Source organism: Roseovarius indicus (assembly GCF_008728195.1).
GTDB lineage: Bacteria > Pseudomonadota > Alphaproteobacteria > Rhodobacterales > Rhodobacteraceae > Roseovarius > Roseovarius indicus.
Genome location: NZ_CP031598.1, coordinates 3,313,276 through 3,329,660 on the forward strand (window position 1 = coordinate 3,313,276; position 16,385 = coordinate 3,329,660).

The 16,385-nt window shown below is 66.6% G+C and carries 14 protein-coding genes and 2 tRNA genes; 9 read left to right on the forward strand and 7 right to left on the reverse strand.

What is annotated here, in order from left to right; genetic code table 11:
• Positions 1-17: 17 nt before the first annotated feature.
• Positions 18-1,160, reverse strand: coding sequence for a pyridoxal phosphate-dependent aminotransferase (locus RIdsm_RS15780; protein WP_057815728.1), 1,143 nt, complete (start codon positions 1,158-1,160; stop codon positions 18-20).
• Between the two features lie 64 nt (positions 1,161-1,224).
• Here RIdsm_RS15780 and RIdsm_RS15785 point away from each other — a divergent pair, with 64 nt between their 5' ends.
• The 3 genes from RIdsm_RS15785 to RIdsm_RS15795 are packed head-to-tail and all read left to right on the forward strand — an operon-like array spanning position 1,225 to position 3,855.
• On the forward strand, positions 1,225-2,550 hold the full coding sequence (locus RIdsm_RS15785; protein WP_057815726.1) for a M48 family metalloprotease: 1,326 nt from the start codon (positions 1,225-1,227) through the stop codon (positions 2,548-2,550).
• A gap of 37 nt (positions 2,551-2,587) precedes the next feature.
• On the forward strand, positions 2,588-3,340 hold the full coding sequence (locus RIdsm_RS15790; protein ID WP_057816188.1) for a DsbA family protein: 753 nt from the start codon (positions 2,588-2,590) through the stop codon (positions 3,338-3,340).
• Entirely contained in the window at positions 3,337-3,855 is a 519-nt protein-coding gene (locus RIdsm_RS15795) for a glutaredoxin family protein (protein WP_236553220.1), read from the forward strand. The genes RIdsm_RS15790 and RIdsm_RS15795 overlap by 4 nt, the downstream gene beginning before the upstream one ends.
• A 237-nt stretch (positions 3,856-4,092) precedes the next feature.
• On the opposite strand, the gene ispG is transcribed toward RIdsm_RS15795, so the two are convergent.
• The 3 genes from ispG to hemA all read right to left on the reverse strand — a co-directional run bounded on the left by ispG (position 4,093) and on the right by hemA (position 7,939).
• The gene (gene ispG / locus RIdsm_RS15800) at positions 4,093-5,223 is read right to left on the reverse strand and encodes a flavodoxin-dependent (E)-4-hydroxy-3-methylbut-2-enyl-diphosphate synthase (protein WP_057815724.1); all 1,131 of its coding nucleotides are present in this window, start codon (positions 5,221-5,223) and stop codon (positions 4,093-4,095) included.
• A 78-nt stretch (positions 5,224-5,301) separates the two neighbouring features.
• On the reverse strand, positions 5,302-6,579 hold the full coding sequence (locus RIdsm_RS15805) for a helix-turn-helix domain-containing protein (RefSeq protein ID WP_057815722.1): 1,278 nt from the start codon (positions 6,577-6,579) through the stop codon (positions 5,302-5,304).
• 136 nt (positions 6,580-6,715) lie between these two features.
• Positions 6,716-7,939 (reverse strand): 5-aminolevulinate synthase, encoded by a 1,224-nt coding sequence (hemA, locus tag RIdsm_RS15810; RefSeq protein WP_057815720.1) that lies wholly within the window; start codon positions 7,937-7,939, stop codon positions 6,716-6,718.
• Between the two features lie 242 nt (positions 7,940-8,181).
• Between hemA and RIdsm_RS15815 the strand changes: the two genes are divergently transcribed.
• The 3 genes from RIdsm_RS15815 to RIdsm_RS15825 all read left to right on the forward strand — a co-directional run bounded on the left by RIdsm_RS15815 (position 8,182) and on the right by RIdsm_RS15825 (position 11,606).
• Positions 8,182-9,561: a dipeptidase gene (locus tag RIdsm_RS15815; protein ID WP_057815718.1), complete on the forward strand. Its 1,380-nt coding sequence runs from the start codon at positions 8,182-8,184 to the stop codon at positions 9,559-9,561.
• Between the two features lie 284 nt (positions 9,562-9,845).
• On the forward strand, positions 9,846-10,706 hold the full coding sequence (locus RIdsm_RS15820; RefSeq protein WP_057815716.1) for a DUF2167 domain-containing protein: 861 nt from the start codon (positions 9,846-9,848) through the stop codon (positions 10,704-10,706).
• 33 nt (positions 10,707-10,739) lie between these two features.
• On the forward strand, positions 10,740-11,606 hold the full coding sequence (locus RIdsm_RS15825; RefSeq protein ID WP_057815714.1) for an alpha/beta fold hydrolase: 867 nt from the start codon (positions 10,740-10,742) through the stop codon (positions 11,604-11,606).
• A gap of 65 nt (positions 11,607-11,671) precedes the next feature.
• Here the strand turns inward: RIdsm_RS15825 and RIdsm_RS15830 are convergent.
• From RIdsm_RS15830 to RIdsm_RS15840, 3 genes are all read right to left on the reverse strand, one after another.
• Positions 11,672-11,748 (reverse strand) — tRNA-Asp (locus tag RIdsm_RS15830).
• A 250-nt stretch (positions 11,749-11,998) separates the two neighbouring features.
• Positions 11,999-12,075: transfer RNA gene (locus tag RIdsm_RS15835), tRNA-Asp, on the reverse strand.
• Positions 12,076-12,194: 119 nt separating this feature from the next.
• Positions 12,195-12,392 (reverse strand): hypothetical protein, encoded by a 198-nt coding sequence (locus tag RIdsm_RS15840; protein WP_057818492.1) that lies wholly within the window; start codon positions 12,390-12,392, stop codon positions 12,195-12,197.
• A 344-nt stretch (positions 12,393-12,736) separates the two neighbouring features.
• Here RIdsm_RS15840 and RIdsm_RS15845 point away from each other — a divergent pair, with 344 nt between their 5' ends.
• Genes RIdsm_RS15845 through RIdsm_RS15855 form a run of 3 tightly spaced genes read left to right on the forward strand, consistent with a single transcriptional unit; the run spans position 12,737 to position 16,261 of the window.
• Positions 12,737-13,378 (forward strand): biliverdin-producing heme oxygenase, encoded by a 642-nt coding sequence (locus RIdsm_RS15845; RefSeq protein ID WP_160325871.1) that lies wholly within the window; start codon positions 12,737-12,739, stop codon positions 13,376-13,378.
• Positions 13,375-15,669, forward strand: coding sequence for an ATP-binding protein (locus tag RIdsm_RS15850; protein ID WP_057818496.1), 2,295 nt, complete (start codon positions 13,375-13,377; stop codon positions 15,667-15,669). The genes RIdsm_RS15845 and RIdsm_RS15850 overlap by 4 nt, the downstream gene beginning before the upstream one ends.
• Positions 15,653-16,261 (forward strand): response regulator transcription factor, encoded by a 609-nt coding sequence (locus RIdsm_RS15855; protein ID WP_057818498.1) that lies wholly within the window; start codon positions 15,653-15,655, stop codon positions 16,259-16,261. The genes RIdsm_RS15850 and RIdsm_RS15855 overlap by 17 nt, the downstream gene beginning before the upstream one ends.
• Positions 16,262-16,385 lie beyond the last annotated feature (124 nt).

The following is a 16,385-nucleotide window of genomic DNA, read 5'->3' on the forward strand; positions in this document are numbered from 1 at the left end:
ACGGCCGCCGGCGGGCCTCAGCGCCCCTCCATGAACATTTTCAACCGCCGCAACCCCTCGGCGATGTCCTCCGTGCTCCGCGCATAGGAAAACCGCAGCGTCCCGCCCCCGCGGGCCGGGTCGAAATCCAGCCCCGGGGTCACAGCCACGCCCGCCTTTTCGAGAATCTCCTTGGCAAACCCCACGCTGTCATCGGTCAGGTGGCTCACATCCGCATAGACATAGAACGCCCCGTCCGGCGGCGCGATCCGGTCGAACCCGGCCGCCGGCAGCCCGTCGAGCATCAGCTGCCGGTTGACGCGATAGACATCCATGTTCGCCTCCAGCTCCTCGGTGCAGTCCATCGCCGCCAGCGCCGCCACCTGGCTCGCATGGGGCGGGCAGATGAACAGGTTCTGCGCCAGCCGCTCCACCACGCGCACATGATCCTCCGGCACCACCATCCAGCCCACGCGCCAGCCGGTCATCGAGAAATACTTGGAAAACGAGTTGATCACGTAAGCCTCGTCGCTGATCTCCAGCGCGCTCACGGCCTTCGAGTCGTACTCGATCCCGTGATAGATCTCGTCGCTGATGAACGACGCCCCCTGCGCCGCCGCCGCCTCCATCAGCGCGGCCATGTCATCGCGCCCCAGCATCGTGCCCGTGGGGTTCGCCGGGCTCGCCACCATCAGCCCCGACAGGTCCAGCCCCTCCAGGTCCGCCGCCACCGGCTGCAGCCGGTTGGCCTCCGCCGTCTCGATATCCACCGGTACAAGGTCCAGCGCCCGCAAAATCTGCCGGTAGCTCGGGTACCCCGGCGCCCCGATCCCCACCCGCTGCCCGGTATCGAACAGCGCCGTGAACGCCAATATGAACGCCCCCGACGACCCGGAGGTCACGATCACCCGGTTCGGGTCGAGGTCCACCCCGTACCACTCTCCATATAACCGCGCGATCCGCGCCCGCAGCGCCGGCAGGCCCAGGGCCACGGTATAGCCCATCGCATCCTCCCCCATCGCCGCCGCCAGCGCCGCCCGCGCGCCCTCGGGCGCCGGCGTGCCGGGCTGGCCCACCTCCATGTGGATGATGTGGCGCCCGGCATCCTCGGCCTTCCGGGCGGCCTCCATCACGTCCATCACGATAAAGGGATCGACGCCGGATCGGGTTGAGTTCCGCATGGATTTCTTCCTAGACTGCCCAAGGTTCGAACCTTGGGTTGCACTGGAAAGAGACGCCCCGTCAATGCATCTTGTCCGATTTCTGATGGTGGCCGCGATGCTGGTGGCCACGCTGGCGGCCCCCGCCCGCGCCGCCACCCTGCTGCGCGACCCCGATATCGAGCACGCCCTCGAACAGGTCGCGGCGCCCGTACTCAAGGCCGCCGGTCTCGGCTCCACCAGGGTCGAGATCCTCGTCGTCGACGACCGCACCCTCAACGCCTTCGTGGTGGACCAGAGCCATATCTTCATCCATTCCGGCCTGCTGCTGAAGATGCAGAACGCCGCCATGCTGCAGGCCGTGCTGGCCCATGAGGCCGCCCATATCACCAACGGCCACCTCGCCCGCCGCCCCGTCAACCTGCGCAACGCCCGCACCGCCGCCGGCATCGGCGCGGCGCTGGCGGCGGCCGCCGCCGTGGCCTCGGGCCGGGGCGAGATCGCCGGGCTCGGCGCGCTCGGCGCCGCCAACACCGCCCAGCGAATGTTCTTCGTCCACACCCGCGCCGAGGAAAACGCCGCCGACCAGAGCGGCATGCGCTACCTCGCCGCCGCCGGCGCCGACCCGCAGGGCATGGTTGCCGTGATGGATATCTTCCGCGGGCAGGAGGTGCTTTCCGCCTCCCGGCAAGACCCCTATGCCCGCACCCACCCCCTTTCGCGCGACCGCTACCGCGTGGTCCAGCGGCTGGCGCAGGGCTATGCCGGCCAACAGCGCGAGGATGCCACCGCGAACTACTGGTTCCAGCGCGCCAAGGGCAAGCTCTCGGCCTTCCAGCGCGCCCCGAAATGGACCCTGAACCGCGCGGGCGAAAGCGGCTACGCCGATATCAAGGCCATGCGCGAGGCCGCCGCCTATCACCAGCAGGCCGACATGACCCGCGCCGTCGCCGCCATCGACCGCGCCCTCGCCGCCCGCCCCGGCGACCCCTATTACCAGGAGCTGAAAGGCCAGATCCTCATCGAAAGCCGCCAGTTCCAGGCCGCCGCCAACGCCTATGCCGTGGCGGTCAAACAGGCGCCCAAGAACGCGCTCATCCTCGGCGCCTATGGCCGGGCCCTCCTGGCCACCGGCCAGACCCAGGCCGCCATCAAGTACCTCCAGCAATCCTATGACCGCGACGGCCGCGACCCGCGCGTGCTGCGCGACATGGCCCAGGCCTATGCCCAGCTCGGCAATACCGGCATGGCCTCGCTGGTGACCGCCGAGCGCTATGCCATGCAGGGCCGCTTGTCGGATGCCGGGATTCATGCCAAACGCGCCTCGGACCTTCTGCCGCGCGGCTCGACCGGCTGGCGGCGGGCGCAGGATGTTCTGGCCGCCGCCGAGCGCGCCGCCAAGGAAAAATGACACAACCCCCTTTCACGAAATGACGGAGACCCGCTTCATGACACGCCCCCTTCTGCCCGCGCTGGCCGCCGTTGCCGCCTTCGCCCTGCCCGCCAACGCGCTCGACCTCGAAAGCATGACCGACGCCGAGCGTCAGGCCTTCCGCGCCGAGATCCGCGCCTACCTGCTGGAAAACCCCGAGGTCATCATGGAAGCCGTCGCCGTGCTCGAACAGCGCGAGACAGCGGCCCAGGCCGAGTCCGACGGCGAGATGATCCAGGACCACGCCGAGGCGATCTTCAACGACGGCTATTCCTGGGTCGGCGGCAACCCAGAGGGCGATGTCACGCTGGTCGAGTTCATGGATTACCGCTGCGGCTATTGCCGCCGCGCCGCGCCCGACGTCGACGACCTTGTCGAATTCGACGGCAATATCCGCTTCGTCATCAAGGAATTCCCGATCCTGGGCGAGCAATCCATGCTGTCCTCGCGCTTCGCCATCGCCACCCTCCAGCTCGAGGGCGACGAGGCATACAAGGCCGCCCATGACGCGCTGATCACCTTCGCGGGCGATATCGACGAGACCTCCCTCACCCGCATAGGCGAGACGCTCGGCCTCGACACCGACGCCATCCTCGCCCGGATGGACAGCCCCGAGGTGACGGAGGTGATCGCCGAGAACCACCAGCTGGCCAAGTCGCTGGGCATCTCGGGCACGCCGTCCTTCGTGATGGGCGACCAGATGCTGCGCGGCTATGTCCCCCGCGAGGGCATGGAAGAGATCGTCGCCGAGATCCGCTCCGACTCGTGACCCGGCTGGCCTTTGCGGCCTGTGTGACGGCCTGCCTCGGCGGGCCGTCATCGGCCGAGACCGACGTCCTGCACCTGACACCCACCGAACGCGCCATCCTCGGGCAGGAAATCCGCGCGGTCCTGCTGACCGTGCCGGAATTGCTGCCGATGGACCGCCCCGCGCCGGACGCGGCCGATCTCTACGCCGAGGCCATCGAAGACGACCTCGCCCGCCTCAAGACGCACGCGTCGGCGCTGTTCTCACCGAACCTCCCCGGCTTCGGCCCTGCCGGGGCCACCCACACCATCGCGCTCTTCACCCGCGACAACTGCCCAGACTGCACCCGCGCCGAAACCGATCTGCGCGCGCTGGCCAAGCGCCATGACCTCCGCGTGACCCTGCTCGACATGGAGGAAAACAGCGCCCTGGCCGATGCCCTGCAACTCGACATTGCCCCCAGCTACGTCTTCCCGGATCAAATGCTGCGCGGGCATATCCCGGCCATCGTGCTGGAACGCTACCTCGAAGACTGACCCACGCCCGGAATCAAGGCCGAAGGCCGCCGGGCTAACGGCGATTGCAAGCAATCGCCTGCCGCAAGTGAATTGCAGGGCAATTCACGATAGGCGAGCGCCTGCCCGTCCCGGCGGGCTGGCGTTTTTGAGAGGGCCCATTCCGTTCATATGGAAGATGTACTTGGCACCATAAAGCACCTGCCAGAACCGTCAGCAGCGCCACTCCACGGGCAGGCGCCCGCCCGGCTCGGTACATCACTCCGCCGCCTGAGGCTCCGCCTCGCCCGCCTCGATCTCCGAGGCCCGCTTCTCGACCTCTTCGACGATATGCTCGATCATCTGCTCGTTCGACATCTTGTGGCTGGCCTTCCCCGCCAGGTACACCATGCCCGACCCGGCCCCGCCGCCGGTGAACCCCACATCGGTCATCAGCGCCTCGCCCGGCCCGTTCACCACGCAGCCGATGATGGAAAGGCTCATCGGCGTCTTGATATGCTCAAGCCGCTCTTCCAGAACCTCGACCGTCTTGATCACGTCGAACCCCTGCCGCGCGCAGGACGGGCAGGAGATGATGTTCACCCCCCGGTGCCGCAGCCCCAGCGACTTGAGGATCTCGTAGCCGACCTTCACCTCCTGCACCGGATCGGCCGACAGGCTCACCCGGATCGTGTCGCCGATCCCCATCCACAGTAGGTTGCCCAGACCGATCGCCGACTTGATCGTGCCGCTCATCAGCCCCCCGGCCTCGGTAATGCCAAGGTGAATCGGCGCATCCGTCTGATCCGCCAGCATCTGGTAGGCGGTCGCCGCCATGAACACGTCCGACGCCTTGCAGCTGATCTTGAACTCGTGGAAATCGTTGTCCTGCAGCACCTTGATATGGTCGAGACCGCTCTCCACCATCGCGTCCGGCGTCGGCTCCCCGTATTTCTCCAGCAAATGCCGCTCCAGCGACCCGGCATTCACCCCGATCCGCATCGAACAGCCGTGATCGCGCGCCGCCTTGATGACCTCGCGCACCCGCTCCTGGCTGCCGATATTGCCGGGGTTGATCCGCAGACAGGCGGCCCCCGCCTCGGCACTCTCGATCCCGCGCTTGTAGTGGAAATGGATGTCGGCCACGATCGGCACCGGGCTTTCCCGCACGATCTCCTTCAGCGCCTTCGAACTCGCCTCGTCCGGCACGGAAACCCGCACGATATCCGCCCCGGCGTCGGCCGCGGCCTGCACTTGCGCCACCGTCGCCTTCACGTCGGACGTGTCGGTGTTGGTCATGGTCTGCACGCTGATCGGCGCGCCACCCCCGACCGGAACATTGCCCACCATGATCTGGCGGCTCTCCCGGCGGTATATGTTGCGCCACGGGCGGATTTCATTGAGCGACATCGGTCGGCCCCGCTAATTCGGACAATTCATGCTGAATCATAAGTACCATCCGGCCCGGTCGCAATCGGGGGCGCGGGATTATTCCTGCGGCGCGTCGCCCGTCTGCTCGAGCTGGGCCACGTAGCGCGACAGGTCGCGATCCTGGCTCAGGTCGGCCACGTTATACCGCTCGGTCAGCCCGTCTGCCGCCAGCGCCAGGTCCGACGTGACAGAGCCGTTCGGGCCCACCGGCCCGTAATGCTTGCCCGCCACCTCGAAATAGACAGCCCCGGATTCGCCCACCCGCAGGGTCGGCGGCTCTTGCGTCACCGGCACGCTGTAGGTGTCGCCCCCGTTCAGGATGCCCTCGTAGACCACGCTGCCATCGGCGGCGCGCACCCGCACCCATGCCGGCCGCACGGCCACCAGCCGCACACCCGGCGGCGGGTCGGCCACGACCTTGGGCGTGTTGCTCGACGCGGCAGGGCTCTCGCCCTGCTCGTCGCCGCCATTCACCACGCTGGCGATGACGCTGTCGATATCATTCTGCTCCGCCGCGGGCTCCGACCGGCGGTCGGCCTGCGGAAGTTCGGCCACGAAGGTGCCGACCTCGGACGGGTTCAGGGTCGAGATCGGCGCATCCCGCGCCACCATCACCGGCACGTCCAGCGCCTCGGGGCGATAGAGCCGGTCCAGCCCCTCTTCGGCCACCGGCGGCAGCACACCGGCGCTGCGCGTCGGGTCTTCGCTGTCGGCCGGGGTCTTCACCGCGGCGTCGAGCGGGTCGAGATCGGTCAGCACGTCCGGCGTGTTCTCGACCGGCGCGAACTGCACCCGCTGAATTTCATTGAGAACGCTCCACCCGCCATAGCCGATGCCCGCGATCAGTGCGACCAGCACCAAGGCCGAGCCGATGGCGCCCGGTTCGATCTGGCTGAACATGGTTTCGCGCGCCGGCAGGAACGGTGTCGACGGTGCGATCAGCGGGTCTTTCGGCGCGGCCTTGCGGCGCGGCGCCTCGTCGGGCTTGCGGATGCTCGAGGCACCGGCCGACATGCCATGCGCAACGGAAAACCCGCATTCGGCGCAGAAATCGGCAAAGGCGGCATCCGGATCCATGCCCAGATACCGGGCATAGGAGCGCACGTAGCCGGGGATGAAGCCGGGGGTGTCAAAAGCGTCGGGGTCGGCATTCTCGATCGCGGCGATATAGGAGGCCCGGATCCGGATCTCCCGTTCCACGTCCAGCAACGATTTGCCCAGGGTCGCGCGTTCGCCGCGCATCTTGTCGCCAAGACGCACGTCGTAGGCATCGAAACCACGAGGTTTCTCCGCTTTTACAAGAGGATCAGCCGATTTGCTGCGGCGTATGGCCATGCAACCTGCCCCTTAACAACCCATTGCCTGTTACCCGAACCTGACGATTCGGAGCCCGCTCTTTTGTTTACAAGAGGTTACCACACCGCAATATGTATTGCACGTGCCGCATGATTTTTATGGCGCTGACGCGGGTTTATGCCGACATTTCTGCACGGTTCAGGGCACAATGGCTCCACAACTCGTCCATTGCGCGGATAAGCCGGTCCATCTCGTCCGGCCCGTGAACCGGCGACGGGGTGAAGCGCAACCGCTCCGTGCCGCGCGGCACCGTGGGGAAGTTGATCGGCTGCACGTAGATGCCATAGCCTTCCAGAAGCATGTCCGACAGCTTCTTGGTATGCACCGGGTCGCCCACGATCACCGGCACGATATGGCTGCCATGATCGATCAGCGGCAGGCCCATGCCCTTGAGCCGCGTCTTCAGGATCTTCGCCCGCTCCTGGTGCAGATCACGCAGCGCCTGGTCCCGCTTCAGATGCGCCACCGAGGCCGCCGCCCCGGCCGCAACAGCCGGCGGAAGCGAGGTCGTGAAGATGAAGCCCGGCGCATAAGACCTGATGGCGTCACACATTTTCGCGCTGGCCGCGATATAGCCACCCATCACGCCGAACGCCTTGGCCAGCGTGCCGTTGATGATGTCGAGCCGGTGCATCAGCCGGTCCCGCTCGGCCACGCCCGCGCCCCGCGGCCCGTACATGCCGACGGCGTGCACCTCGTCGATATAGGTCAGCGCGCCGAACGCGTCGGCCAGGTCGCAGATCGCCTCGATCGGGCCGAAATCGCCATCCATCGAATAGACGCTCTCGAACGCGATCAGCTTCGGCGCGTCGGGGTCGTCGGCTTCCAGCAACTCGCGCAGATGCTCGACGTCGTTGTGCCGGAAGATCCGCTTCGCCCCGCCATTGCGCCGCACGCCCTCGATCATCGAGGCGTGGTTCAACTCGTCGCTATAGATGATCAGCCCTGGAAACAGCTTCGGCAGCGTCGACAATGTCGCGTCATTGGCAATATAGGCGCTGGTGAACAGAAGCGCGGCTTCCTTGCCATGCAGGTCCGCCAGCTCCGATTCGAGCCGCTTGTGATAGACCGTCGTGCCGGAAATGTTCCGCGTGCCGCCCGACCCTGCGCCGGTGGCCTCGATCGCCTCGTGCATCGCCGCCAGAACGACCGGGTGCTGCCCCATGCCAAGATAGTCGTTGCCGCACCACACGGTGATCGGCGTTTCGGTGCCGTCCGAACGGCGCCAGGTCGCATGCGGGAACTGGCCGTTCTTGCGCTCGATATCGATGAAGGTCCGGTACCGGCCCTCGTCATGCAACCGCGAAATCGCCTCGTCCAGCTTGGCAGAATAATCCACTTGGATCCCCTTCCTTGGCAGTCTCCGCCCCCATCAGATCCGATCCGGGAACAGACGTCGCGACCCGCACGACATATTCAATATTCTATATGCATACCCTAAGATGCATATAAGATGACGCTTTCCACGACAACAGGTAACAAATCGTCACGCCCCCCGGCTTTGACCTGTGTCAACCTGCTGGACAGCGCCAAGCGTCCTGTTACGGTCGCCCCGACCTATCAGACCACCCGGAGATTTCCATGCCGATTGACGCCGTTCTGACGCGCATTGACGACCAGTTGCCCGACGCCCTCGACCGCCTGATGGCGCTTCTGCGCATCCCCTCCATCTCGACCGACCCGGCCTACAAGGCCGATTGCCAAAGCGCCGCCGACTGGCTGGTCGCCGACCTGCAAAGCATTGGAATCGATGCCGAAAAGCGCGAAACCCCCGGTCACCCCATGGTCGTCGGCCATGTCGAGGGCGACGGGCCCCACCTGCTCTTCTACGGCCATTACGACGTGCAGCCCGTCGACCCGCTGGACCTATGGAAAACCGAGCCCTTCGCTCCGGAAATCCAGGACACCGACCAGGGCCGCGTCATCCGCGGCCGCGGCGCCTCCGACGACAAGGGGCAGCTGATGACCTTCGTCGAAGCCTGCCGCGCCTACCGCGACGTCAACGGAAGCCTGCCCTGCCGCATCACCTTCTTCTTCGAAGGCGAAGAGGAATCGGGTTCCCCCTCCCTCGTGCCCTTCCTGAAGGACAACGCCAAGGAGCTCTCCGCCGACATCGCGCTGGTCTGCGACACCTCCATGGTCTCCCCCGGCGTCCCCTCCATCGCCTCGCAGCTGCGCGGCATGCTGAAGGACGAATTCACCCTCCACGGGCCGAAGATCGACCTCCATTCCGGCCATTACGGCGGCCCGGGCCTCAACCCCCTGAAGGAAATCGCCCGCATCATCGCCTCCTTCCACGATGAGAACGGCCGCGTCGCGGTCGAGGGCTTCTACGACGGCGTCGAGGAAGTCCCCGACGAGCTTCTCCGCCAATGGGAAAACTGCGGCTTCGACGAGGAAACCTACCTGAAATCCGTAGGTTACACCCAACCCCATGGCGAGCGCGGCTATTCCACCCTGGTGCAGCAATGGGCCCGCCCGACGCTCGAGATCAACGGCCTCTGGGGCGGCTACCAGGGCGCGGGCTCCAAAACCGTCATCCCGGCCGAGGCGCATTGCAAGCTCACCTGCCGCCTTGTCGGCGACATGGATCCCGACCACGTCCGAAAGGCGCTCCGCCAGCACGTCGAAGACCGCCTGCCCCCCGACGCCTCCGTCACCTGGGACAACAATCTCGACGGCTCCCCCGCCTCGGTCATGAACATCGACCGGCCCGAATTCGAACAGGCCCGCCAGGCGCTGTCGGAGGAATGGAACCGCGAGGCCGTCTTCTCCGGCATGGGCGGCTCGATCCCGGTGACCCGCTTCTTCAAGGACATCCTCGGCCTCGATTCCATGCTCATCGGCTTCGCCCAGGACGACGACGCCATCCACTCGCCCAACGAGAAATACAACGTCGAGAGCTTCCACAAGGGCATCCGCAGCTGGGCGCGGGTGCTGGACAAGCTGGCCAAGGCGTAAGGTCCGGCCAAGGTGGGTTTCACCCACCCTACGCACGCCGTAGGGTGGGTGCCAACCCACCTGCGGACGAAGCTGGCACACGCCCGGAACAAGTCCGCGCCCCGGCGCGGCGCCGGGCGCGTGCCACCGCCCCCCCCCCCGCATGGCCGGGGCACCACGCCTGGTCCATCAGACCGGACAACCAGTCGTTTCCGGGTATAATGAGAGTCGAATCAACTCAGGGCCGCGCCAATGTTTCCGGCGCAACGTGCCCTCAATTACCTGGCTTCATTGAAAGAAATCACATGATCAAGGCCCTTCTGAAAGAGAACCTCGTCTTCCTGATCGTCTCATTTCTCGCCTTTTCCTCGACCCCCGCCCTCGTCCAGGCCCAGGCGTCGGATTACACCCCTGTCCCTTTTACCGAAACCCTGACGCTGTCGCGCGGAAGTGTTTCGCCGCCATCCCCGAATAGCTTCTATCTCGGCCGCGACGACTATTGCGAAATCACCCAGTCCGAATGGGGGTGGCAGAGCTGCGCCAGCATCGACGCCTTCCTGCTGGGCGGCGCGCCCGGGGTCGACACGGCGATCATCGAAAAGCCGGTCTCCGACGGCTATGTCACCTACGACGACTGGAACGACGCCGACCGCGACGAGGAAATCGCCGCCATCGAGACCGAGCTCGCCCTCTCGATGCGCAGCCAGTCCGAGGCCACCGGCCAGGATATCCACTTCCTCGGCTGGCGCGCCTACCCCACCCTCGACCAGCAGAAGAACTACCTCTACTACGCCACCGATATCGAGTGGGACGGCGAAAGGCTCATCAACATCACCGCTACCATCTTCGACCGGCGCGGCTATGTAACCTTTTCCATCGTGCCGCTCTCGAGCGAGCTGAACGAGGCGCAGATCGCGAAGATGGTCGACGACACCCTCGCCCCCTACAGCCCGGCCCCCGACGAATCCTACGCCGCCTTCGAAACAGGCGACAAGATCGCCGCAGCCGGCGCCGTCGGGGTGCTGGCCACGCTGGTCGGCGTGAAATACGGCAAGACGGCCTTTGCCGGCCTCGCGGCCATCGCGCTGCTGGTGCTCAAGAAGGCGTGGTTCCTGCTTCTCTTCCCGCTCATCTGGATCAAGTCGTTCTTTCAGCGTAAGGAGTGAGCCGAGGTTTCACGCCAAAGACGGGAGCGACACATGCCAATCCCCGGCTTCACCGATCACACCGCCACCCTCAACGGCATCGACATCGCCTGGTCCGAAGCCGGCGACGGCCCGCCGCTCCTTCTCCTCCACGGCTTCCCGCAGACCCGCGCGCTCTGGGCCCGTATCGCTCCCGAACTGGCGCAAACCCACCGCGTCATCTGCCCCGACCTGCGCGGCTACGGCGACAGCGGCAAACCCGCCGAAATCGCCGCCTACAGCTTCCGCGAAATGGCCCGCGACCAGATCGCCCTCATGCACCATCTCGGCCACTCCACCTTCGCCCTCGCCGGCCACGATCGCGGCGGCCGCGTGGCCCACCGCCTGACCCTCGACGCCCCCCACGCCGTCACCCGCCTCTGCGTCATGGATATCGTCCCCACCCACACCCTGCTCGAACCGCTCAAGCGCGAGGTCGCGCAGGCCTATTACCACTGGTTCTTCCTCGCCCAACCCGAGCCCTTCCCCGAAACCATGATCGGCCACGACCCCGACGCCTATTACCACTCCTGCCTGCTCGGCTGGGGCGGCGCGCAACTCTCGGATTTCGATGAAGACCAACTGACAGCATACCGCACCGCCTGGCGCGATCCCGACACCATCCGCGGCATGTGCAACGACTACCGCGCCGCGCTCTCGCATGATGTCCACGATGATGCAGAAGACCTCGACGCCCGCGTTACCTGCCCCACCCTCGTGCTCTTCGGCGCGCAAGGCGCGATGGCGAAAGCCTTCGATGTGCCCGCCACGTGGGAAGACAAATGCACCGACATGCAGGCCAGAGGCATCCCCGGCGGCCATTTCTTCCCCGACACCAACCCGGCCGACACCATCGCGGCCCTCAAGGCGTTCTTCGCCTGACACCCGCGCATGGCGAGACAGCCCGAAAGGGCTGGCGAGCACTCGCGAATTTTAAAGGAAGAAAGTGGCGCGGTTGACGGGGCTCGAACCCGCGACCTCCGGCGTGACAGGCCGGCACTCTAACCAACTGAGCTACAACCGCGTGCCGGGCGTCTTACGCCAGCCCGCAGGCGCCGTCAATCGCCAAATAACACCTCGTGTGGCTCTTTCAAGCCCCGGCCAGCGCGCGCCGCGTTAACCCGGCGCCGCGCCGATCCGCGCACCGACGGAATACCGACAAAATACCGACGTGATACCGACATGGCAAAATCCAAGAAAACAAGGCCATTAACCCGCGATTCGCGAGCTTGCCCGAAACACCCTGATTTTCCGGAAATTTACCAAGGCAGCGATGGCGCGGTTGACGGGGCTCGAACCCGCGACCTCCGGCGTGACAGGCCGGCACTCTAACCAACTGAGCTACAACCGCCCGCTGCCCGCCCGGGGCTGACCCCAAGCGTGATGCGCTTCTTAGGGCCGTCGCCGCGCCCCGTCAAGCACTCGAAACACCGAATTTCAGGTTTCTTTTCCACCGCCCCGAACACCGCCTCAGCGGCGGCCCAGAACGGTGATGATCTGCCCCAGCTGCCGCCGCTCCTCGGCGTCCTCGCAACTCGTGTACCAGTCTTTCAGCATGGCCAGCTCTTCCGGACGCAACGGCCCGTCCGGCGTGTCGTCAAGGCTTTGTCGGATGGCCGAGAGGGTCTCCCCCCATCGGCCGCCATCCGGCGTCAGTCTTTTCCTCATCCAGTTCCCTCAATCACTCCGCGATGCCATGCGGGTCACGCCCTTCGCCAAAATACCCGCATGCCGATAATATCATACAGCAATGTCCCGGCGCCCTGCCCCGGCCGGAACCGGAAAAAGGCAAAGTGCCGGAACCATACATCACGGATTCTGCATTTGACTACAACTGCCTTGACCGATCACGTCTTTGCGAGCCCGCGCCCGGCCCGTAAGGGAAATGGCAACCATTCCGCGAGACAACGCCGCTCCCCAATACGGTGAACGCCGAAAGTCGGTGTTTGTTGACGGGCAAGTTTTGGTGCTAACGTCCTCCCATCGGCATGGTGCGCATCCTGGGAGGGAGCTTGACCGGCAACACCGACATATCGACCCCGTCGCTGAGGGAGGCGCTGCGCGCGCATACCGACGCCGAGCACCAGGCGCTGCACCGGCATGCGGCCTTCGACGGGCTGTTCCGCGGCACGCTCGATGTCGTGGGCTACCGCGCGCTCATGATACGTCTTTACGGTTTCCATACCCCGCTCGACCGGGCGATCATGGAAACGCTGGCAGGCCGGCCCGCACCGGACAGCGGCTACCGCTACGCCCCCCGCGCGCCCCTTCTGGCGCAGGACATGCAGGCGCTCGGCGCCCCCGGCGGCACGCCCCCCCTCTGCCCCGGCGCCCGCGCCCTCGTCACGCCCGACACGATCGGCGGCGTGCTCTACGTCCTCGAGGGCGCCACCATGGGCGGCTCACAGATCGACCGCGCCGCCCATCGCCTTCTCGGCCACGACGGCCCCGCCGGCCGCCGCTACTGGGCCTGGTGCCGGGCCGAGGGCAAGCACCGCTGGCCCCTCACCCTGCGCCACCTCGACCACCTGCAATCGACCGGCGCGCCCCTGCCCCCGCTCCTGCACGGCGCCCTCGGCACCTTCCGCCTTCTGGCCGACTGGCTCGCGCCCCTCGACCTCCCCGCCCCGATACCTCAGGCCCGACGCGCATGACCCTCGACGTCGTCAACCTCGACACCTGCGACCGCGAGCAGATCCACCTGATCGGCGCGGTCCAGCCACACGGAGCCCTCATCGCCGTCGATGCCGACAGCCTGGTCATCGACTACGCCAGCAAGAACACCGACCAATTCCTCGGCTACGCCCCCGAGGCCATCCTCGGCCGCCCCCTCGCCCGCGTCATCGGCGACGACAACGTCGCCCAGCTGCGCGGCCTGCCGCTGGAACCCTCCACGCCCGACCTGCTGAAACCGTGGTTCATCGGCTTTCCCGGCCCCGACGGCGCCCGCATCGCCGCCGAATGCCTCGCCCACCGCACCGGCGGGCATATCATCCTCGAATTCCTCCGCCCCGACGAGAACCCCGCCAGCGTCTGGGAAGACGAATACCTCCGCCGCGGCTTCATCTCGGAACTGGTCAAGCCCGGCGCCCTCGTCGAACTGGCCGAGGCCAGCGCCCGCATCATCCGCGAAGTCACCGGCTTCGACCGCGTGATGATCTACCGCTTCGCCGAGGACAAGCACGGCGAGGTCATCGCCGAAAGCACCGTCCGCCCCGACAGCTTCCTCGGCCTGCACTACCCGGCCTCCGACATCCCCGACCCGGCCCGCCGGCATTTCCTGCTGAACGTGATGCGTTCGATCCCCGACATCAACGGCACCCGCGTCCCCATCATCAGCCAGCGCGGCACCGTCGCCGATGCCGACGCGCCCGACGCGCTCGACCTCACCTTCTCCAAGCTGCGGGCGGTGGCGCCGGTGCACGTGGAATACCTCAACAACATGGGCGTCGCGGCCAGCCTGTCGATCTCGCTCATCACCAACAACCAGCTCTGGGGGCTCGTCGCCTGCCACCATTACGAGCCGCGGATGATCTCGTCCTCGCGCCTGCGCTTCGCCGAGCTGGTGGGCGGCACCACCTCGGCCCTCCTGCAAAGCATCGAGAACACCAACCAGCTGCAGAAATCCATCGCCGCCGAGAAAACCGCCTTCCGCATCGAACAACAGGCCCGCACGGGCGCCGCCCTCAGCGACCTGATCGCCGACCGCGCCCAGCACCTGATGGACCTGATCGACGCTCACGGCCTTTTGCTGGTGCAGGGCGACGAGGTGGTGAGCTTCGGCACCGTCCCCGACACACCGCTCGATGTCTCGCCCCTTCTCGGCCACCTCACCGACGGCGTCGCCACCTCCTCGCAGCTCTCGTCGCTGATCCCGATGTCCGACCGCAACATGCAACGCGCCGCCGGCGCGGCGCTTCTCGACCTCTACGACAATGGCCGCGACTACCTCGTCTTCCTGCGCAGCGAGTTCGACCAGACGATCCGCTGGGCCGGCAAGCCCGACAAGATCGAGACCACCACCGAAGACGGCATCACCCGCCTCTCGCCCCGCGGCTCCTTCGCGCTCTGGCGCGAGGAACGGCGCGGCCAAAGCCGCCCCTTCGACCTGCGCGACCAGGACGCGCTGCGCATCCTGCGCCGGGCGCTCTTCGCGCTCAACAGCCTCGAACACGAACGCGCCGCGCTCGAGGCGCAGAAGGCCGCCGAGGCCGAGGAAATCCGCCTCCGCCACGCCCTGCTCGACGCCTCCCGCGCCTCCTCTCTCGGCGAACTGGCCTCGGCCATCGCGCATGAGCTCAACCAGCCCCTCTCGGCCATCTCCAACTTCGTCAGCGCCTGCCGGCAGGAATTCCGCAACGCCGGTGCCGCCATCCCCGAAAAGGCCGCCCACCTGATGGACAGCGCCGTGACCGAAACCACCCGCGCCGGCGACCTCATTCGCCGGGTGCGCGACTTCATCTCGACGGGCGACCTCAACCCCGACGAGATCGACCTCAACGACGCCATCAAGCAGGGCATCGACCTCGCCCTCGTCTCCTCCGACCTGCCACGGCTCGAGGTCAACCTGCTGCTCGACCCGCGCCTGCCCCGCGTGCTGGCCGACCCGGTCCAGATCGGCCAGGTCGTGCTCAACCTCGCCCGCAATTCCATCACCGCCATGGAAGACGCCCCCCGGCAGAAACTCACCGTCGAGGTGATCCGCATGGGCGACACGGTCGACGTGCAGGTGCGCGATACCGGCCATGGCATCCCGGCCGAACAGCAGGCCCACCTCTTCGAGCCGTTCCACGCCTCCACCACCCGCGGCATGGGCATAGGCCTGTCCCTCTGCCGCTCCATCGTCGAGGCGCATGGCGGGCGCATCTGGTCCGAGCCCACGACGGGCGGCGCGGTGTTCGTCTTCCAACTGCCAATCCGCGGGGTGCATGGTGACCAGCTCTGACACGCCATTCGAGGTCTACGTCGTCGAGGATGACGATGCCGTCCTGAAATCCCTCGGCGCCCTGATGGAGGCGCATGGCTACGGCGCCACCCTGTGCCGAACGGCCGAAGACTTCCTGAAAAGCTTCGACCCGGCCCGCCGCGCCTGCCTCGTGCTCGACCTGCGCCTGCCGGGGATGAGCGGCATGCAGCTTCAGGCGCGGCTCGCCGAGATGGGCGTCGACATCCCCATCGTCGTGGTCACCGCCCATGGCGACGTGCCCATCGCGGTGCAGGCCATGCGCGCCGGCGCCATCGACTTCATCGAGAAGCCCACCGAGGCCGAGCGCCTGCTCGAGGCCGTCGCCGCCGCCCGCGCCACGCTCGAAAACCGCGCCCCGCCCGAGGTGCCCCGACAGGTCATCGCCGACCGCCTCGCCCGCCTGACCGAGCGGGAACAGGAAGTGCTCCACCACCTCCTGCATGGCAAGCTCAACAAGGAAATCGCGGCCGAGCTCGGCATCAGCCAGCGCACCATCGAGGTCCACCGCGCCCGCATCCGCGAGAAAATGCAGGCCCGCGGCATCGCCGACCTGATCCGCATGCTGGGCTGATCCCGCCCCGCCCGCGGCATACGTATATATACGTAGTGGATTATCCCAACTAGCCGGTTGTGCCGCCTCGGCCTTACGCTCGGTTAGCCAGAAAGTGATCTCGAAGACTCCTCGATGAATTCGG

Excerpts from the sequence above, each read along its gene's own strand:
- RIdsm_RS15785 (WP_057815726.1), top strand. The coding sequence starts at position 1,225 with ATGCATCTTGTCCGATTTCTGATGGTGGCCGCGATGCTGGTGGCCACG.
- RIdsm_RS15855 (WP_057818498.1), top strand. The coding sequence starts at position 15,653 with ATGGTGACCAGCTCTGACACGCCATTCGAGGTCTACGTCGTCGAGGAT.
- RIdsm_RS15840 (WP_057818492.1), bottom strand. The coding sequence starts at position 12,392 with ATGAGGAAAAGACTGACGCCGGATGGCGGCCGATGGGGGGAGACCCTC.
- RIdsm_RS15850 (WP_057818496.1), top strand. The coding sequence starts at position 13,375 with ATGACCCTCGACGTCGTCAACCTCGACACCTGCGACCGCGAGCAGATC.
- RIdsm_RS15820 (WP_057815716.1), top strand. The coding sequence starts at position 9,846 with ATGATCAAGGCCCTTCTGAAAGAGAACCTCGTCTTCCTGATCGTCTCA.
- RIdsm_RS15780 (WP_057815728.1), bottom strand. The coding sequence starts at position 1,160 with ATGCGGAACTCAACCCGATCCGGCGTCGATCCCTTTATCGTGATGGAC.
- RIdsm_RS15815 (WP_057815718.1), top strand. The coding sequence starts at position 8,182 with ATGCCGATTGACGCCGTTCTGACGCGCATTGACGACCAGTTGCCCGAC.
- RIdsm_RS15825 (WP_057815714.1), top strand. The coding sequence starts at position 10,740 with ATGCCAATCCCCGGCTTCACCGATCACACCGCCACCCTCAACGGCATC.
- ispG (WP_057815724.1), bottom strand. The coding sequence starts at position 5,223 with ATGTCGCTCAATGAAATCCGCCCGTGGCGCAACATATACCGCCGGGAG.
- RIdsm_RS15805 (WP_057815722.1), bottom strand. The coding sequence starts at position 6,579 with ATGGCCATACGCCGCAGCAAATCGGCTGATCCTCTTGTAAAAGCGGAG.
- RIdsm_RS15790 (WP_057816188.1), top strand. The coding sequence starts at position 2,588 with ATGACACGCCCCCTTCTGCCCGCGCTGGCCGCCGTTGCCGCCTTCGCC.